This is a genomic window from Pseudarthrobacter sp. fls2-241-R2A-168, from assembly GCF_030209335.1.
GTDB lineage: Bacteria > Actinomycetota > Actinomycetes > Actinomycetales > Micrococcaceae > Arthrobacter.
Genome location: NZ_JARVSG010000015.1, coordinates 78354 through 97156 on the forward strand (window position 1 = coordinate 78354; position 18803 = coordinate 97156).

Genomic DNA, 18803 nt, shown 5'->3' on the forward strand with positions numbered 1-18803 from the left:
GGCCGAGCCTAAGCCCCTGATACCCCAGTACCGCCTGACCCACGCCACAAGCACGCATCAACCTCGAACGGCAGCAACGGATCCTGCCGGCCCATCAGGGCGGCCCCGTGGGCAGTCACCCGCCGCATGTAATGCCGGCGGCACAGCGTCTCGTATCCCACCACCGGATCATGGTCCAGCTCAGCCGTTCCAGGGGCGCCGTCCATCGCCATGTCCACATCACCAACCACCACCTGCGCGCCCTCGGTGACCATCACGCCGTCGACCGTCCTGGCATTGTGCGTGGCGCGGCGGCCGCACCAGCACAGTGCCTCCACCTGCAGGACCTGCACCCTGTCCGCCAACTCCACGAGCCGCTGGGAGCCCGGAAACAGTCTGGTGCGGAAGTCTGCTGTGATGCCGAACGCGAAGACGTCCACGTCAATCTCGTCCACCACCTTCGCCAGCTGTTCCACCTGCTCCGGCGTGTAGAACTGGGCCTCGTCACAAATCAGATAATCGATGCGCTGCCCCTGGGTGCGGCGCAGCATGACTTCCTCCCAGAAGTCCGTGCTGTCCAGCACCTCCACGGCATCGGTCTGCAGGCCCAGGCGGCTGGAGATCCGCGATTCCCCGGCGCGGTCGTTCCGGCTGAACCGTACGCCGCCGCGTCCCCTGGCGCGGTGGTTGTGGTCCATCTGCAGGGCCAGGGTGGACTTTCCGCAGTCCATGGTGCCGGAGAAAAAGACCAGTTCAGCCACGCCGGGGGCTCCTGCCGCCGGCTGGGAAGCAGAGCAGGGGGACCTCCCGCTCAGCCTTGGTCAAGGAACCGTGCTGGCCTACCACTTCCATGGCTGCGGGACGGACACGGCGGGTGTCGTACAGCGCCAGCGGATCCCGCGCGGCGATCATCACGTCACCGATCCTGCCTTCGACGGCGGGACGCACCGTACCGAAGAGGCCCGCCGCAATGGCGTCCTCCCTGGTGAAGGCCCAGATCCGGTCACCGAAACGCGCCCGCCACGCCGCGAGCAGCCGGTCCCGGACGTCCGGGCCGGTTCCATTTTCAAGGTAAAGGTGGACCATCCTCGGTTCGCCGGCCGTGTGCCGGACCCCTTCCAGCAGCGCAGGTTCGGCGGAGTAGTCGATCCGTTGCTGCTCGGGGACATCCAGCATGCCGTGGTCCGCCGTGAGCAGGATAGAGGTGCCTGCGGGCAAGGTATTACTCAGGCGCTTCACGGTGGCGTCGAGCTCTTCGAACTGGTGCTCCCATTGCTCGGACTGGCAGCCGTACCGGTGCCCGGCTTTGTCCAGCTCGTTCACGTAGAAGTACATCAGCGACGGACCCGCAGAGGCCATGGCCTCGGCTGCGGAGGCCGTGCGGGCATGCGAAGTGACTCCGGAAATATGCCGGCCGCCCCGCAGGGCGGCGCGGGTCATGGGGGAATCCGCGAACTGCGGCAGGCTCACCGTGGTGACATCCACATGCTCCGCAGCGCGCTCGAGCACGGTGGGAAACGGCTGCCAGGCGGCGGGATCGACGCCGGGATCCCAGTTCCCCAGCAGGTTGACCACCTTGTCCTGCCGCGGATCGAGGACGTCGTAGCCCACCATGCCGTGCTGGCCCGGAGCCTGTCCGGTGCCGAAGCTGGATAAGGCAGCTGCGGTGGTGGACGGAAAGGTGGAATCGAGCCAGACGGGAACCTCGCCCTGCCCGGCCTGCATCACGGAGCGCAGGAACGGCGTGTGGGCGGATTTCTGCTTCAGCAGATTCCGGCCCAGCCCGTCGGCGAGGACCACGCACACCCGCGAGGCTGCCGGAAGGCCGAGCGTGTTGGCGAACCCGTCCAAACCCAGGCTGGCCGCGGCGCTCGTGAGCACCTCGGCAATGGAACGCTGCCCGTATGCGGGGGCCGGCGGCATAACAAACTCGAGGCCTGGCCGGGCGGGCGGAACGATATCTGTCGGCTGGCGGTCTTCGGGCATCAGCGCTGCTGGTGCCCGCGGCTGAGGCGGTTGCCGAAAACACCGGCCCGTGGCCGCGGCGGCATTGACTGGACGTGCGGCTGCGGGGCCGGCGACCCTGTGTTCACGGCCCGAAGTGCCCGGGCAAAGAGCTTGGCGTCCTGGACTGCCTGCAGCCCGTCCGCCTCGGCGCTGATCCGCAACACAATGTCTTCCTGCGCAATGGTGCCGCTGTAGCCGTGGTCTGCTTCGCACTGGGGGTCGCCGCAACTGGCGGGTCCCATATCCAGGCGCTGCCCGCCGGACCACGCAATGGACAAGGTGACTTCGCGGACGGGGTCGGAAGGCTTATAGTTCTGCGGCTGCGAGTACATGTAGCTGAGCACCACGGAGCGGATCTGGGCCACGGGGACGGATTCAGTGGAAATCTGGGCCACAATCTGTTCGCCGGCTTCATCAAGCTGCTGGTCATCGACGTGGGTGATGACCAGCATGTCCGCGGTCAGTACCAGCACCGTAATGTGGCGGCGGACTTCGGCACGGTCGAAGTGGGTCTCCAGGTGCACCAGGTGCGCCACGCAGTCTCGGCCGTCCAGGGCGTCATCCACAACATCTGCCACGAGGCGGGGGTAAAAGCCGGCCTTCTGCAGGGCACCTTCCAGGCTCTGGCCTTGCGCGGTGTGGCTGTGTGAGCTGTGGTGGCGGACTGCCTGGGTTTCGTTGCCGGGCGTTTCGGGCGCCGAAGCGGGAGGCTGTGAGCTCATTACCCCATTTTCACAGATCGGCCGGACTCTTGCTAACCGCGTCAGCCCAGCATGGCCCGGCGCGCGCTGTCCGTGCGCTGGGCGGGGTTGCCGATCCGGATGTCCGCCGCAAGGATGGTCAAACCCGACGTGCCGCACAGGACCGGATTGAATTCCACCAGGGCAATTTCGGGGTGGTTGTCCTTCAGCCAGGCAAGCCGGCCGGCCAGGTCCTCCAGCGCAGCCACATCCACAGCCGGCAGGCCCTGGTAACCGAACAGCTTCCGCGACGCACGCGGGCCGCGGATGAAGTCGACCACGTCCGCCGCGGACAATGGCGGCACCCGGTGCGACCAGTCGTCCAGCAGGTTCACGGCGTCCCCGGCGAGCCCGAACGAGATAACCGGCCCCAGCAGCGGGTCCTCAATGGCCCGGAACGTGCACGCCTGGCCAACCGGGGCCATGCTCTGCACTTCCAGCGCGGGGTCGCCATAGTTGGACAGGACCCGCCGCATCTGCAGCACGTTCTGCCGCAGCGAATCGGCATCCTGGATGTCCAAACGCACGCCGCCGAGGTCAAGCCGGTGCCGCAAGGCAGGATCGGTGGTCTTCAACACCACCGGCCAGCCCAGCGATTCCGCCGCCTCCACCGCCTCATCCGGAGTGTCAAAGCCCACGGACGGCAGCACCGTGATGCCGTAGTGGCCCAGCAAGGAGGCGGTGGCTGCAGGATCCAGGCGTTTGAGCTGCTCGCCCTTAACGTCCCGCAGCAGGGCTTCGAGTTCGGTCCGCGCGAGCTCCGGGCTGCAGCCGTCCGGCTCCACAAAATGGCCCTGGTCCCGGGACACCCATTCCGAGTACCTGGCCACAGCAGCGAGCGCGGCCACCGCAGCACCCGGATTGGAGAAGCAAGGCACGGCGCGTTCCGGCGAACCCACCATTCCCTCCACGTAAATCGACGCGTCCAGGATGCCGGTGAACGCCGCCACCACGGGCTTGCCGGCTATGGCCGAACACTCGGCCAGTATTTCGGCGATGCTGTCCACGGTCAGTCCCCGCGCGGGCAGGAGCGCGGCCACCGCCGAGTGGACATCGTCCTGCTCCAGCACCTTGAGCAGGCTGGCGCGCAGGGCAGGCAGCGCAACCGACTGCCCGGCGTCGAGATCCACGCCCGTCACCAGTTCTTCGACGGTGAGCCCTTGGGACGAGGCGCTGTCCGCCACCACATTGCCCAGCGCGTGCGAGTTGCTGAAGATCGCGAGTCCCGGCCCCAGCGGAAGGGGCTGGCCGGACACCACCTGCGCCACGTCCATCAATTGCTCGATGGTTTCCACCCGGATCACTCCGGACTGGCGCAGCATGGCGTCCAGCGCCCCGGAAGGCGCTTGGGTGGTGCGGACTGCATGCCCCGGCGGCAGCCGCAGCCCCATGGCGTCGGACTTCGCCACGATCACCGGGCGGGTGCGGGCCAGCCGCCGTGCGAGCCGGGAAAACTTGCGCGGGTTGCCAATCGATTCAAGGTAAAGGCCGACGGCGGCCGTGTCGGGATCGTCTTCCCAGTACTGCATCATGTCGTTGCCCGAAACATCGGCCCGGTTCCCCGCTGACAGGAAGGTGGAGAGCCCCAGCCGGCGCCGGCTCGAGGCAGCGTAGAGCGAGACACCAATCGCCGCTGACTGGCTGAACAGTCCCAGTCCCCCGCGCAGCGGCAGCGTAGGCGCCATGGAGGCGTTCAGGGACACGTCCGGGTTGGTGTTCACGATGCCCAGGGAGGCCGGCCCAATCACGCGCATGCCGCTGGCCCTCGCCTGCCGCACGAGGTCACGCTGGCGCAGAAGGCCGCGTTCGCCGTCGTCCGCGAAGCCTGCCGACGCCACCACAAGTCCCCTGACGCCCGCGGCTGCACAGTCCGCCACCACGGCGGGCACTTCCTCATAGGGCACGGCCACGACGGCAAGCTGGACGGGCTCCGGAACCTCGGACAGTTTGCCGAAGGACAGCATGCCGGCAAGCTCCAGCGCTTCGGGGTTGATCGCGTAGACCGGGCCGCGGAACCCGCCTTCGATGATGTGCTCCAGCAGCTGGTATCCCACCGTGCCCCATTTGCGGCTGGCACCGATGACGGCAATGGACGACGGCGTCAGCAGGTCCCGCACGCTCCTCGCCTCGGCACGGTGCTCGCGGGATTCCATCACCGCCCGCGACTTCTCGGTGGGATCGATGTTGAACTCGAGGCTGACCACACCGTCGTCGAAATGCCGCCGGACGTCGTACCCGGCGTCGGAGAACACCATCAGCATCTTCCGGTTCTCCGGCAGCACCTCGGCGCTGAACCGCCGGATCCCGTTTTCGTGGGCGGCCGCGGCCAGGTGTTCCAGCAGGATGGAGCCGATCCCCCGCCCCTGATGGGCGTCGGAAATGTTGAATGCCACCTCGGCCTCGGTGGGGTCATCGAGCCGGTCATACCGGCCAATGCCGACAATTTCGCCGCGGATGGTGATCACAAAAGCCACCCGGTCTTTGTAGTCAACCTCCGTGAAGCGCTTAAGCTCTTTACTGGACAACCTGGCTTTGAACGCGAAGAAGCGCATGTAGATTGAGTCCTGCGACTGCCCGATATGGAAGGCCTGGACGGCATCGGCGTCGGACGGGTGGATTGGCCTCAGGTGGGCCGTTCCGCCGTCACGCAGTACGACATCGGCTTCCCAATGTTCCGGATATTCGCCGTCCCCGGGCTGATCCACCATAGGCTTAGCCTAGCCAAAAACTATGGCAGCACACCCCCGTTCGCTGCTCAGTACCCAGAAGGATTTACCAACCCCCATGGCCCGCCGCCAAAGTTCCACCCCCGCTGTGGAAGACAGCACGCCCTACACGGAGAACATCGTGGACATCGATGTGACCTCCGAAATGGAAGGCTCCTTCCTGGAGTACGCGTATTCGGTGATCTACTCCCGCGCGCTTCCGGACGCCCGGGACGGCCTGAAACCCGTGCAGCGGCGCATCCTCTACATGATGAGCGACATGGGCCTGCGCCCCGACCGCGGCCACGTCAAGAGCGCCCGCGTGGTGGGCGAGGTCATGGGAAAGCTGCACCCGCACGGCGACACCGCCATTTACGACGCCATGGTGCGCATGGCCCAGGACTTCTCCCTGCGGCTGCCGCTGATCGACGGGCACGGCAACTTCGGCTCGCTCGACGACGGCCCGGCGGCCCCGCGCTACACCGAAGCCCGCATGGCTGCCGCCGCCCTCACCCTCACCGACCACCTCGATGAGGACGTGGTGGACTTTGTCCCCAACTACGACAACCAGCTGACCCAGCCGGAAGTCCTCCCCGCCGCGTTCCCCAACCTGCTGGTCAACGGTGCCACGGGCATCGCCGTCGGCATGGCCACCAACATGGCCCCGCACAACCTGGTGGAAGTCATCTCCGCCGCCCGGCACCTGATTGCCAACCCGGACGCCACCCTGGATGACCTCATGCGGTTCGTCCCCGGCCCGGACCTGCCCAGCGGCGGCCGGATCGTGGGGCTGGACGGCATCCGCGATGCCTACGCCACCGGTCGCGGATCCTTCAAGACCCGCGCCAAGGTGGAGGTCGAGCAGCTGTCGGCCCGCCGGACGGGCCTGGTGGTCACGGAACTGCCCTACATGGTGGGTCCCGAAAAGGTCATCGAAAAGATCAAGGACGCCGTCAACGCCAAGAAGCTGACCGGCATCAGCGACATCGTCGACCTGACGGACCGCAAGCACGGGCTGCGGCTGGTGATCGAACTCAAGAACGGCTTCAACCCCAACGCCGTGCTCCAGCAGCTCTACCGCTACTCGCCGATGGAGGATTCCTTCGGCATCAACAACGTGACCCTGGTGGATGGCCAGCCGCAGACCCTGGGCCTGGTGCAGCTGCTGACTGTCTACGTGAACCACCGGATCGACGTGGTGCGCCGGCGCACGGCGTACCGGCTGGGGAAGAAGAAGGACCGCCTCCACCTGGTGGAGGGCCTGCTCATCGCCATCGTGGACATCGACGAGGTCATCCAGATCATCCGCTCCTCGGATGAAGCTGCCGCCGCCCGCGCCCGCCTGATGTCCATCTACGACCTCACCGAAATCCAGGCCAACTACATCCTGGAACTGCGCCTCCGCCAGCTGACCAAGTACTCCCGGATCGAGCTGGAGAAGGAACAGGACGAGCTGCGCCGCGAGATCGCGGAACTGGAAGCCATCCTCGCCTCGGACGAGCGGCTGCGCACGCTGGTCTCTGACGAACTCGGCGCCATCGCGGAGGAGCACGGGACCCCGCGCCGCACCCTCCTGCTCGAATCCGAAGCCGTCTCCCCCACCGTGGCCGCCGAACTCGCGGCCCCGGGCAAGAAGGGCAAGGCGGTGCCCCTGGCACTTGAGATCGCCGACGATCCCTGCTGGGCCATCCTCACCGCCTCCGGCCAGATCGCCCGCACCAGCAACCAGGAGCCCCTGGCAGAAGCCGGGCCCCGGAGCAAGCACGATGTGTTTACCTCGGTAGTGAAGACGTCGGCACGCGGCGAGATTGCCGCCGTTACCTCCTCCGGGCGCATGCTCCGCCTGCAGGTGATGGACATGCCGGTCCTGCCCCCTGTTTCCGGCCTGCCCAACCTTGCCGGCGGTGTCCCGGCGAAGGACTTCATCACCCTGCAGAAAGGGGAATCCCTGGTGGCCTTCGCCCGGCTGGATGAAGTCCTGGCCATCGGCACCGGGCAGGGCGTGGTGAAGCGGGTCCAGCCGGACTACCCTCTGAACCGCGAGGACTGGGAAATCATTTCGCTCAAGGACAAGGACTTCGTGGTGGGCGTGGCGCCTGCCGGCGAGGACGACGCCGAACTGGTGTTCCTCACCAGCCAGGCCCAGCTGCTCAAGTTCGGGGCTGCCGCCGTGCGGACGCAGGGCCGGTCGGCCGGTGGAATGGCCGGCATCAAACTCGCCGCGGGTGACAAGGTCTTGTTCTTCGGCGCGATCCACCCCAAGGATGAAGCGGCCGTGGTGGTGACCATCGCCGGCACCACAGGCGCCCTGCCGGGAACTGCTCCAGGCACCGCCAAGGTGACGGCGTTCTCCGAATACCCGGCCAAGGGACGCGCCACGGCGGGCGTCCGCGCGCACCGGTTCCTGAAGGGTGAGGACATCCTCCTGCTGGCGTGGGCCGGCCATGGCCCGGCCAAGGCTTCGTCCGCCGCCGGCGTGGCGCGGTCCCTTCCCCAGGAGCACGGCCGGCGTGACGGTTCGGGTGTCCCGCTGTCCCAGCCGGTGGATGTGGTGGGCCCAGCGATGGCCTGGCCCGATCCCGCTTAGACTGCTTCCATGCCTATCGTTCCTGATGAAAAGGACTGGACCTGGGTCCTGACCCGTCCCTGCCCGGAATGCTCGTTCGACGCCTCCACCACCACGCCCTCCACGGTGCCCGGGACAATCGAAAGCATGCTGCCGCGCTGGCGCGCCGTTCTCCGCCGCCCTGGCGTGGCCGAGCGCCCGGATGACCACACGTGGTCAGCGCTGGAGTACGCCTGCCACGTCCGGGACGTGTTCAGCCTGTTCGACCAGCGGCTGAACCTGATGCTGGATTCAGACGACGCCCGGTTCGAGAACTGGGACCAGGACCAGACGGCCGTCGACAAGGACTACGCCAACGCCGATCCGGCCGTTGTCAGCGCCGAACTGACGGCGGAAGGCAAGCAGGCCGCCGAGTCCTTTGCCGCCGTGCGGGAGTCAGAGTGGGGCCGCAAAGGGCTGCGCAGCAACGGCTCCGAATTCACGGTCTTGACGCTGTCCCAGTACTTCCTGCACGACGTGGTCCACCACCTTCACGACGTGGACGGCTGATCCCCCGCATAGGACGGCACCAGGTGTCCACCAGCGGTTCCTGAAGCGGAGCCCTTTGCTCGTGGGTCCTCTGACCCCGGGTTTTCCGAACCGGCCGCCAGCACCAGGCGGGCATCCTCGGGCCGGATATCTGCCGGGTTGTGCGTCACCAGCACCACGGTGCGGTGGCGCAGTCCCTGCCGGAGATCCGCCAGCATGGCCCGGGCCGACTCCGCATCCAGGTGCGCGGTGGGCTCATCCAGCAGGATCACCTCGGCACCGGTCATCAGGGTGCGGGCAACGGCCAGGCGCTGGCGCTCCCCGCCGCTCAGGAACGCCCCGCCCGGCCCGATCCTCGTATCCAGGCCTGCCGGCAACCGCTCCAGCAGGCCGGTGAGGCCCACCGACGCGAGCACCTCCAGCAGCCGGGCATCTGCCTGATCTTCGTCGTCGGTTGTTTCGTTGCCGGGCTTCCCGAGCAGGAGGTTGCCGCGGATCGTCGAATCAAACAGGTGTGCTTCCTGCGGGCACCACGCGGCGCGGCCAGTTACGCCGATCCGCCCTGCGGCCACGGGAAGGAATCCCAGCAGGACTGACAGCAGGGTGGACTTTCCCGACCCCGACGGGCCGGTGACGGCCAGCCACCGCCCGGGTTGGGCCACGGCGTCCAGCCCGGCGAACACGGGTGCACCGCCCGGCCAGGCCGCTGACAGGCCGGCCAGTTCGACGCCGGGCCGACCGCCCGGGCGGGCAGGAACAGTCTGAAGTCCATCACCGTCGCCGCTGCCGGACGCGTCGTCCAGGGCGCCCGACTCCGCCACCCGCGCCATGACTGTCCGCAGCGCCGGGAACTGGCGTACCGCCGTCGTCATCGCCGCAAAAGGTTCCACCAGCGCGAGGAGCAGCAAGACCACCACTGCTGCTGTTTCCGGCGCAAGCTGGCCAGCGAGCACGGCCGGGCCCGCCAGCCAGGCGGCTCCGAGCGCGGCGCTTGCGCAGGCAGCCGTGGTGAGGGCCTGGCCCAGGCCGTCCGCCCAGGCTGACCGCTGGGAAGCTTTGGTGGCGTTGCGGTCCTGGGCGCGGAGGGCATCCAGGACGCGGGGAGCTGCGGCGTTCGCGTGCAGGTCAGCACGGGCGTCAAGGGCTGCCGCCACACGCCGCAGGACACCGGCGCGGAGGAGCTGCTCAGCGGTGGCGGACTTGCGGTCGCCCCAGAGTGCTGCTGCGGGGGCGAGCAGGAGGCTCACCGCGCAGGCACCGAGCACGGCCGGAAGCGCGGCAGGCACCAGCACCGACGTGGTGACGAGGGCCAGCGCAGCCACTGCCAGCGCCGTGACCGGGGGCAGGACCACGCGCGGCAGGAGATCGCGGACGGTTTCGACGTCGTCAATCACCGTTCCCAGGACGTTGCCGCCCTGCAGCAGGCGACGCAGCGGCAGCGCCCGCCGGCTCAGCGACTCCCAGAGCCGGCCCCGGAGCCGGGTCAGCGCCGCGAACACGGCATCGTGTAAGAGCAACCGTTCGCAGTACCGCAGCACCGCCCGGCCGATCCCGAAGAACCGCACGCCAACGATCGCGGTCAGCAGGTACAGGATGGGCGGCTGCCCGGCGGCGCGGATAATGAGCCAGCCGGACAGGCCGGACAGGGCCACGGCGAAGACCGCCGCCAGGGTTCCCACCACTGCTGCGGCGGCAAACTTGCCCCGCACGGGCGCCAGGAGTGCGGACAGCAGGTGCACGGGGCTGGCTTGGCTGGCACTGGTTTGGGTGGCGCTGACCTGCTCCGCGTTGTCCGCCAGGGGTTCCGCCGCATCCGGCCGGGCTTTCGCGGAGACCGCTGCCGCGCTGCTGCTCGGATCAGCTGTCGGGCCGGCGTGCACCGCTGCCGCAGGAGCCGGGGATGTGAGGCCGCTTCCGGCCACGGGCACGAGGTGTTCGGCGAGCGCCCGCGTGCGTTCCTCGTGGGCTACCAGGATGACCGTCACCTGCCCGCGGAGGTTCCTGATGGTGTCCTCCACGAGCATCGCCGACTCATCGTCAAGATGCGCAGTGGGTTCATCCAGCAGGAGCACCGTGGCGCCGGCCTCGATCCGGGCCAGCCCGCGGGCCAGCGCCACGCGGCGCAGTTCGCCGGGACTGAGCTCTGCCGGGTGCTTGCCGGCAAGATGGGCGGCCGCTGCCCGCGCCAGGCAGACTCGGGCGGCTGCCTCGGCAGCGTGCCGGCGGGGACGGTTGGCCTCTATGCCCGTCTTACCGGTCAGGTACAGCACAACCTCGTCGAGGACCGTTTCCGCCACCATCACCGGGTGCTGCGGGACCCAGGCGATGTGGTGCCGGTCCAGGCCGGAGATGGTGCCGCTGACGGAAGTACCCGCTCCATGCCCGATGGTCCCCGCCAAGACACCCAGAACGGTGCTCTTGCCGGCTCCGCTCGGGCCGTCCAGGGCGGTGATCCGGCTTTGCGGCGCGGTGAACGTGAGCGGGCCGACGGCGGGCTGCGGCCTTCCGTCGTAACTCACCGTGAGTGCCGCGACGGTGATGGGGGCACCTGGCCGGCCGGCGCGGGCTGCGGGCAGCGGCTGCGGCTCGGGCGCCCCGGTGACGGCGGTGGTTTCAGCGAGCGCCACCCTGCCGTCGTCGCTGGCGTGGTGGGCGGTGCCAAGCTCGCGCAAAGGCAGGTAGCAGTCCGGCGTCAGGATCAGGGCCAGCAGTCCGGCTTCCAGCGGCATGTCGCCGTGCACCAGCCGGACGCCGATGAACACGGCCACCACGGCAACGGAGATGGTGGCGATCAGTTCCAGCGCCAGGGCGGAGAGGAATGCGGTCCGCAAGGTTCCCATGGTGCGGGACCGGTATTCCTCGGAGATCTCCTCGAGTGCTTTGCGCTGGGCGGAGGCACGTCCGAGGCCCACCAGCACGGGAAGCCCCTTGGCCAGCTCCAGCATGTGGGTGGAGAGCCGGGCCAGGGCGGCCTGTGCTTCGCGGACATTGTCCTCGGTGTACCGGCCGATCAGCACCATGAACAGAGGCACCAGCGGAACGGTCAGGACGATGACCACCGCGGAAACCCAGTCAGCGAAAAGGATCCGCGCACCCACCAGCAGTGGAACCGCGGCGCAGTTCACCAGGGCGGGCAGGAACTGCGTGTAGTAGCTGTCCAGCGCGTCCAGTCCGCGGGTGGCCAGCACGGCCAGTCCGCCGTCGGCCGGTCCCGTGCCACGGACGCCGTTGCGCAGTGCCCTGTCCAGCAGCCCGGCGCGGAGTTCCTCCTTGATGCCCAGGGCTGCCCGGCGGGCCGCAACGGCCTGTCCCCACACGGTCACCGAACGGAGGACCACGCCAGCCATACCGGCGGCGATCTGCTCCGCCCACGCCGGGTTCCCCGCCACCAGGCCGGCGAGCACCGACGCTACCGCCTGGCCGATCAGCACCAGGGAGAGCGCCTTGAGGGCGGCGAGGAGTCCCAGCCAGTAGATGGCGGAACGGGTGGCCGGGCCGGGCGGGAAGGTGGGGCGCATGTCAGCCTTTGTTGGTGAAAGCCTTGGCGGCGATTGCCGGCAGGAAGCTGTGGGCCTCCGGGATGTGGGCAGCACTGACGCGTCTCCGGAAGACCCAGTAGGTCCACGCCTGGTAGGCGATGACCAGCGGGAGTCCAAACGCGGCCACTGCGCTCATGAGGCCCAGAGTGTAGTCCGAGGATGAGGCGTTGGAAATGGTGAGGTCAAAGGCCTCATTCAGGGTGGAAGGCAGCACCACCGGGAACGCCGCCCCGAAGATGGACGCGGAGCCCAGGGCCAGGAACGCTCCCAGGGCCACAAACGCCTTTCCCTCCGCACCTTTCCGGGCCATCGACCAGGCTGTGGCTGCCGCGGCTACTGCCAGCAGGACCAGCGCCCAGGTCCAGGGCTTTCCTTCGAGGACCTGCACCGTCACCGCCCACGCCGCGATGGGCAGGAGCAGGACGGGGAGCAGCCGGACAAACCAGGTGCGGGCACGGTGGCGGACCTCGCCGTCGGTCTTCAGGGCAAGGAAGGCCAGGGCATGGACCAGCGCGAAGCCGACGACGGCGAGTCCGCCGAGGACCGCGTAGCCGTTGAACCACGCGAACGGGCCGCCCTCGCGGTCGCCGTTGGCGTTCAGGGGAAGGCCGGTGGTGGTCAGGGCAAGCGCAGCCCCCACGCCGAAGGCCGCGAAGAAGGAGCCCAGGGCAATGGCCCAGTCCCACCGGGCCCGCCATTGCTCGGTGTCCACCTTGCCGCGGTATTCGAAGGCCACGGCACGGAAGATCAGTGCCACCAGGACCACCAGCAGCGGCAGGTACAGGGCGGAGAACAGCGAGGCGTACCAGAGCGGGAAGGCAGCGAAGGTGGCACCGCCGGCGGTCAGGAGCCACACCTCGTTGCCGTCCCACACCGGGCCCACGGTGTTGAGCAGGACGCGGCGTTCGGTGTTGTTCCGGGCGAACAGCTTCATCAGCATGCCCACGCCCAGGTCAAAGCCCTCCAGGAAGAGGTACCCGGTCCAGAGCACTGCGATGGCGATGAACCAGATGGTTGGCAGCAGTTCCATTCTTTGTTTCCTCTGCTCGTGGCGGGGCTAGTAGGCGAAGGCCAGGACGTCGTCGGCCGGTTTGCCGACGGGGCCGCCAGGCCCGGGGGTGGCGTCTTCGTTTTCGTCCACCGGGGCGTGGACGAGCTCCGGCATCGCGGACACCACGCCGCCCCGGATGTACTTGACCAGCAGCTTGACCTCCACCACCAGCAGCACGGCGTAGATGGCGGTCAGCGTGACCAGGGACGTCATGAGTTCACCGGCGGAGACACCGGGCGAAACTGCGGCTGCCGTGAACATAAACACCTGGTCAATGCCGCTGGGGTCAGGGTTCGGTGCCACCACGAACGGCTGGCGGCCCATCTCCGTGAAGATCCAGCCGGCCGCGTTGGCGCCGAACGGGGCGAGGATCCCGAAGACGGCAAGCCGCATCAGCCACTTGGACTCCGGGACGGTGCCTTTGCGGGTCAGCCAGAGTGCCACCAGGGCTGCGAGGGCCGCGAGGCCGCCGAAGCCGATCATCATGCGGAAGCCCCAGTAGGTGACCTCCATGACGGGAAGGTAGTCGATTTCCTGCCCGGCGCGCTCGCCGTAGATCGGGTTGTCCGGAAGGTGCGTGCCGTACTTTTCCTTGTACTCGGGCAGCAGGCTGTTGACGCCCTGTACTTCTGTGCTGAAATCGCCCTTGGCCAGGTAGGAGAGGATGCCGGGAACCTCGATCAGGGCCACGATGTCGTCGCAGCTCTGCGAGCCGATGTTGCCGATGCTCAGGACCGAGAATCCGGTGCCGTCGTGGCATGCTGCTTCGGCGGCAGCCATTTTCATGGGCTGCTGCTCGAACATGAGCTTGCCCTGGAGGTCGCCGGTGAGGGCGGTTCCGGCAAAGGAGATCATGGCCACCACGGCGCCGATCCGCAGGGACCGGAGCCAGACCTTGTGGTCGTCCCGGTCGCGGCCGGGGATCTCTGCTGCTTCCCCTGCAATGACCTTGCCGTCGGCACCCACGGTGTCCACGCCGTCGCGCCGCCTCCGCCAGAGGTGGTACCAGGCGATGCCAAGCAGGAAGCCGCCGGCCACGGCGAGTGCGCCGAAAAGGGTGTGCGGTACGGCAACGAGGGCGGTGTTGTTGGTGAAGACTGCCCAGGCATCGGTCATGACCGGCCGGCCGTCGATCATCTCGACGCCCACGGGGTGCTGCATCCAGCTGTTGGCCACGATGATGAAGTACGCGGAGAACACGGAGCCGACGACGGCGATCCAGAGGCAGGCGAGATGGATGGCGGGCTTGAGCTGCTTCCAGCCGAAGATCCACAGGCCCAGGAAGGTGGACTCCACAAAGAAGGCCAGCAGCGCCTCCAGTGCCAGCGGCGCCCCGAAGACATCACCGACAAACCGGCTGTACTCGCTCCAGGCCATGCCGAACTGGAACTCCTGGACGATGCCGGTGGCCACGCCCATGATGAAGTTGATCAGGAAGAGCTTTCCCCAGAACTTGGTCATCCGGAGGTATTCGGGCTTTCCGGTGCGGTGCCAGATGGTCTGGATGACGGCCACCACCAGGCCCAGGCCGATGGTGAGCGGAACCATCATGAAGTGATAGACGGTGGTGATGCCGAATTGCCAGCGTGCGATTTCCAGAGCGTCCAAAGCGTCCATGGCGGTCCCTACTGTCCGGGCGAAGGTTTTCTACGTTCTGTAGAAACTCTAACTTCTACAAAGTGTAGAACAACGCCGGCGGCACTGTAAAAACGGGGCCTGCGGCTCCACCATGCGTGCAGTGGGGCCGTGACCTGCCCGTGTTCTACCCGATGTAGAAAGTGAAACGGAATCGGGGTAAATTGGATCCTGTAGTAGTAGCAAAACGCATGATGTCACCGCTGTCCATGGCAGTGGTGCGGGGAAACAAAGGAAAAGTGCAAATGGCTAGTCTTGGTGAACTGGAACGGGCAGTGATGGACCTGCTCTGGGCGGGCCATGAAGCAGCCACCGCCAACACGTTGCGGGATCGGCTGGCACAGACGTCAGCGGGGCAGGATGGCAGCGCCGGCCATGAAGGCAAGGAACTGGCCGTCACCACCGTCCTCACCGTTTTGTCCCGGCTCGAGAAGAAGGGCCTGGTGGAGCGCGAACGCGGAACCCGCCCGCACCGCTACCAGGCGGTATCCAGCCGCGAGGACCACACAGCGGAGCTGATGCACGAAGTGCTGGGGTCAGCCCCGGACCGTGAAGCCGTGCTGGCACGCTTCATTGGCTCCGTTTCCGAAGGTGAAGCCGAGACACTGCGCAAACTGCTTGGCCACATCTAGCGGACCATGTTCTGGGCCTCATACCTGCTGGCGGTCCTTGCGATAGTCCTGGCGTGGCCGGTGCCTATCCTCCTCTCGCGTGCACAGTGGCCCGCGCGGTCCCCTTTTACGGCCATGGTGCTCTGGCAGGCCATCGCCCTTGCCGGTGGCCTGTCCATGATCGGCGCCATGCTGGTGTACGGGCTGGAGCCCGTCGGCGACAACCTGATCGCCGGCCTTCGGGCCCTTGCAGGCATGGTGCTCTTCAACGCCCCCACCACGGACCTGGGCTTCTGGCATATCTTCGCGCTGTCCGCCGCCGCGCTGCTGACGGCGCACCTGGTGTTCACCTTGCTGCTGACCTATTACAAGATCGAGCGCCAGCGGCGGCGGCACCGGGAGCTTCTCGCGCTCCTGGCCTCCCCGTCCACCGAAGGGGCCGGAACGCTGGTCATCAGCCACGATTCACCCGTGGCCTACTGCCTTCCCGGCGGGGCGCGCTCGGTAACCGTGCTGTCGGATGGCCTGATGGCTGCCCTTGAGCCGGCCGAACTGCGCGCCGTGCTGATCCACGAAAACGCGCACCTGAGCCAGCGGCACCACCTGCTCCTGTGGGCGTTCGCCGCCTGGCGGCAGGCGCTCCCCTGGCTTCCCACCACCCGGCTTGCGCAGGAGTCCGTGAACTCCCTGATCGAGATGCTGGCCGACGACGTCGCGCTCAAAACCGAAAGCAAAGCCACGCTCATCAAGGCCATTGCCATCGTTGCCAGCGGATCCGCCAGGACGCCGGGCGAAGCAGAAATCCAGCCTGCTCCGGCCGGGCTCGCCGCGTCCGGATTGTCATTGGCCGGGCTCGACCCGGCAGCGGCCGCCGGCGCGGACTCGGCCCGCACCACGGCCTCCCGGGTCAGCCGGCTGCTCTCCCCCCAGCCGCAACTGCCGGCCCCGGTCCGCAGCCTGGTCCTGGCCGGCTGCGTACTCCTGCTGGCGCTGCCCACAGCCCTGCTGGTGGTGCCGGGCCTGTTCGGCTGAGTCCCGTCGTCGTACGCCGCTGTGCCGCACCTACCGGTGATTGAGCTTGTCGAAACCGGGGTTGCGACAAGCTCAACCATCGGTGAAAAAGGTCAGGCGTCGATGCGCTCCCGGTCCAGGCTGGAGGCGCCGGCGATGATAAAGTCCTTGCGCGGCGAGACGTCCGAGCCCATCAGCAGGTCAAAGATTTCCTCCGCCTGCTTCGCGTTCTCGATCCCCACCTTCCGCAGCGTGCGGTGCCGTGGGTCCATGGTGGTCTCGGCCAATTGCTCGGCGTCCATCTCGCCCAGGCCCTTGTAGCGCTGGATGGGCTCCTTGTAGCGCTTGCCCTCCTGGGCCAGCCGGGCCAGGAGCACGTGCAGCTCCGCCTCGGAGTAGGTGTAGATCATCTCGTTGGCCTTCTGGCCGGCATTGATGACCTCCACCCGGTGCAGCGGCGGGACGGCGGCGAAGACGCGGCCCTCTTCGATCATGGGGCGCATGTAGCGGAAGAAAAGCGTCAGGAGCAGCGTGCGGATGTGCGCGCCGTCCACGTCCGCGTCCGTCATAAGAATGACCTTGCCGTAGCGGGCGGCACTGATGTCAAAGCTGCGGCCGGAGCCGGCACCCACCACCTGGATGAGGGCGGCGCACTCGGCGTTGGAGAGCATGTCCCCCACGGACGCCTTCTGGACGTTGAGGATCTTGCCGCGGATGGGCAGCAGCGCCTGGAAGTCCGAGGACCGGGCCAGCTTGGCGGTTCCCAGCGCCGAGTCGCCTTCCACGATGAACAGTTCGGAACGGTCGACGTCGTCCGTGCGGCAGTCAGCCAGCTTGGTGGGCATCGAGGAAGTTTCCAGCGCGTTCTTGCGCCGTTGGGTTTCCTTGTGCACCCGGGCCGAGATGCGGGACTTCATCTCGCTGACAATTTTTTCCAGGAGCAGGGCCGACTGGGACTTGTCGTTTTTGTTGGCGGAGTTGATCTTCGCGGTGATTTCGCGCTCCACCACCTTGGCCACTATGGCGCGCACGGCGGAGGTGCCCAGGATTTCCTTGGTCTGGCCTTCGAACTGGGGTTCGGCCAGGCGCACGGTCAGGACGGCGGTGAGGCCGGCGAAGATGTCGTCCTTTTCGATTTTGTCGTTGCCGGCTTTGAGTTTGCGGGCGTTGGTTTCCACGGCTTTGCGGAAGGTCTTGACCAGGGCCTGCTCAAAGCCGGACTGGTGCGTTCCACCCTTGGGCGTGGAGATGATGTTGACGAAGCTTCGGACGGTGCTGTCGTAGCCGATTCCCCAGCGCAGGGCCACATCGACTTCACAGTCGCGTTCCACCTCGGCGAGCTGGCTGTGCCCGCGTTCGTCCAGCACGGGAACGGTCTCTTTGAACTTGCCCGAGCCGTGCAGCCGCCAGACGTCGGTGACCGCGGGATCGGCAGCCAGGAACTCGACGAATTCCGAGATGCCGCCGTCGTGGTGGAAGACCTCTTCATGCGGACCGGCTTCGCCGGGGGTTCCCGGGACCTTCCGCTCATCGCGCACGGTGAGCTTGAGGCCGGGCACCAGGAAGGACGTCTGCCGGGCCCGGGCGGCGAGTTCGTCGTAGGAGAACTTTGCGTCCGGGGTGAAGATCTGCCGGTCAGCCCAGTACCGGATCCTGGTGCCGGTGACGCCGCGCTTGGCCTTGCCCACCACGTCCAGGACGGAATCGTCCACAAACGGGGTGAAGGGTGCGGCCGGGTCGACCTTGGATCCGACGTCCTTGAAGCGGCCGGGTTCGCCCCGGCGGAAGGACATCTTGTAGGTTTTGCCGCCGCGGTCCACCTCCACGTCGAGGCGTGAGGACAAGGCGTTGACCACGGACGCGCCCACACCGTGCAGGCCGCCTGAGGCGGTATAGGAGCCGCCGCCGAACTTTCCGCCGGCGTGGAGTTTGGTGAAGACCACTTCGACGCCGGTCAGCCCGGTTTTTGGTTCCTTGTCGATGGGGATGCCGCGACCGTCGTCGTGGATTTCCACGGAGTTATCGGCGTGGAGGATGATCTTGATGTCGTGGCCGAACCCGGCCAAGGCCTCGTCAACGGAGTTGTCGATGATTTCCCAGAGGCAGTGCATCAACCCGCGGGAGTCGGTGGAACCGATGTACATGCCGGGGCGCTTGCGGACGGCTTCGAGGCCCTCCAGGACAGACAGGTGCCGGGCAGTGTAATCAGAACTTGGTGCCACCGGTGGTGAACTCCTTCAAGGATGGAACAGCGGGCTGGGATTCGCTCTTCCTAGGGTAGTCGGCCGGGCCGCGCACCACCGACTGCCACACCTGGCAGGGCCTGTGCCCCGCGCCACTTAGCGCTTCTTGAACGGGACTGTGCAGATCTTGACGCACTCTTGCGGATACGCGGACAGCGAACTTGCCCCATCCTTGCGATGGTTTTGTT

The 18803-nt window shown here is 67.3% G+C and carries 12 protein-coding genes; 4 read left to right on the forward strand and 8 right to left on the reverse strand.

Annotated elements, in window-relative coordinates:
• Positions 1 to 8 precede the first annotated feature (8 nt).
• Genes QRN11_RS10535 through QRN11_RS10550 form a run of 4 tightly spaced genes read right to left on the reverse strand, consistent with a single transcriptional unit; the run spans position 9 to position 5434 of the window.
• Positions 9 to 740, reverse strand: a complete 732-nt coding sequence (locus QRN11_RS10535; protein WP_285250922.1) for a thymidine kinase — start codon at positions 738 to 740, stop codon at positions 9 to 11.
• A complete protein-coding gene (locus QRN11_RS10540; RefSeq protein WP_502935026.1) occupies positions 733 to 1965 on the reverse strand; it encodes an alkaline phosphatase family protein in 1233 nt (410 codons plus the stop codon). The genes QRN11_RS10535 and QRN11_RS10540 overlap by 8 nt, the downstream gene beginning before the upstream one ends.
• A complete protein-coding gene (locus tag QRN11_RS10545; protein ID WP_142058107.1) occupies positions 1965 to 2708 on the reverse strand; it encodes a DUF5998 family protein in 744 nt (247 codons plus the stop codon). The genes QRN11_RS10540 and QRN11_RS10545 overlap by 1 nt, the downstream gene beginning before the upstream one ends.
• Positions 2709 to 2749: 41 nt before the next feature.
• Entirely contained in the window at positions 2750 to 5434 is a 2685-nt protein-coding gene (locus QRN11_RS10550; RefSeq protein WP_285250923.1) for a bifunctional acetate--CoA ligase family protein/GNAT family N-acetyltransferase, read from the reverse strand.
• A 76-nt stretch (positions 5435 to 5510) separates the two neighbouring features.
• On the opposite strand from QRN11_RS10550, the gene QRN11_RS10555 reads away from it, so the two are divergent.
• A complete protein-coding gene (locus tag QRN11_RS10555) occupies positions 5511 to 8018 on the forward strand; it encodes a DNA gyrase/topoisomerase IV subunit A (RefSeq protein WP_285250989.1) in 2508 nt (835 codons plus the stop codon).
• 9 nt (positions 8019 to 8027) lie between these two features.
• Positions 8028 to 8546: a DinB family protein gene (locus QRN11_RS10560; RefSeq protein WP_142058103.1), complete on the forward strand. Its 519-nt coding sequence runs from the start codon at positions 8028 to 8030 to the stop codon at positions 8544 to 8546.
• Here the strand turns inward: QRN11_RS10560 and cydD are convergent.
• From cydD to QRN11_RS10575, 3 genes are read right to left on the reverse strand one after another with little or no spacing between them, the layout of a single operon-like run.
• Positions 8528 to 12043, reverse strand: coding sequence for a thiol reductant ABC exporter subunit CydD (cydD, locus tag QRN11_RS10565; RefSeq protein WP_285250924.1), 3516 nt, complete (start codon positions 12041 to 12043; stop codon positions 8528 to 8530). The two genes, QRN11_RS10560 and cydD, sit on opposite strands and share 19 nt — an antisense overlap.
• A 1-nt stretch (position 12044) precedes the next feature.
• A complete protein-coding gene (cydB, locus tag QRN11_RS10570) occupies positions 12045 to 13094 on the reverse strand; it encodes a cytochrome d ubiquinol oxidase subunit II (RefSeq protein WP_285250925.1) in 1050 nt (349 codons plus the stop codon).
• Between the two features lie 27 nt (positions 13095 to 13121).
• Positions 13122 to 14723, reverse strand: coding sequence for a cytochrome ubiquinol oxidase subunit I (locus QRN11_RS10575; protein ID WP_285250990.1), 1602 nt, complete (start codon positions 14721 to 14723; stop codon positions 13122 to 13124).
• A gap of 272 nt (positions 14724 to 14995) precedes the next feature.
• On the opposite strand from QRN11_RS10575, the gene QRN11_RS10580 reads away from it, so the two are divergent.
• On the forward strand, positions 14996 to 15382 hold the full coding sequence (locus QRN11_RS10580; protein WP_050055484.1) for a BlaI/MecI/CopY family transcriptional regulator: 387 nt from the start codon (positions 14996 to 14998) through the stop codon (positions 15380 to 15382).
• 6 nt (positions 15383 to 15388) lie between these two features.
• Positions 15389 to 16393, forward strand: coding sequence for a M56 family metallopeptidase (locus QRN11_RS10585; RefSeq protein ID WP_285250926.1), 1005 nt, complete (start codon positions 15389 to 15391; stop codon positions 16391 to 16393).
• A gap of 92 nt (positions 16394 to 16485) precedes the next feature.
• Here the strand turns inward: QRN11_RS10585 and QRN11_RS10590 are convergent, their stop codons facing one another.
• Entirely contained in the window at positions 16486 to 18594 is a 2109-nt protein-coding gene (locus tag QRN11_RS10590; RefSeq protein ID WP_091420053.1) for a DNA gyrase/topoisomerase IV subunit B, read from the reverse strand.
• Positions 18595 to 18803: the final 209 nt, after the last annotated feature.

Coding starts and splice junctions, on each gene's coding strand:
- QRN11_RS10540 (WP_502935026.1), bottom strand. CDS start 1,965: ATGCCCGAAGACCGCCAGCCGACAGATATCGTTCCGCCCGCCCGGCCA.
- QRN11_RS10545 (WP_142058107.1), bottom strand. CDS start 2,708: ATGAGCTCACAGCCTCCCGCTTCGGCGCCCGAAACGCCCGGCAACGAA.
- QRN11_RS10550 (WP_285250923.1), bottom strand. CDS start 5,434: ATGGTGGATCAGCCCGGGGACGGCGAATATCCGGAACATTGGGAAGCC.
- QRN11_RS10555 (WP_285250989.1), top strand. CDS start 5,511: ATGGCCCGCCGCCAAAGTTCCACCCCCGCTGTGGAAGACAGCACGCCC.
- QRN11_RS10560 (WP_142058103.1), top strand. CDS start 8,028: ATGCCTATCGTTCCTGATGAAAAGGACTGGACCTGGGTCCTGACCCGT.
- cydD (WP_285250924.1), bottom strand. CDS start 12,043: ATGCGCCCCACCTTCCCGCCCGGCCCGGCCACCCGTTCCGCCATCTAC.
- cydB (WP_285250925.1), bottom strand. CDS start 13,094: ATGGAACTGCTGCCAACCATCTGGTTCATCGCCATCGCAGTGCTCTGG.
- QRN11_RS10580 (WP_050055484.1), top strand. CDS start 14,996: ATGGCTAGTCTTGGTGAACTGGAACGGGCAGTGATGGACCTGCTCTGG.
- QRN11_RS10585 (WP_285250926.1), top strand. CDS start 15,389: ATGTTCTGGGCCTCATACCTGCTGGCGGTCCTTGCGATAGTCCTGGCG.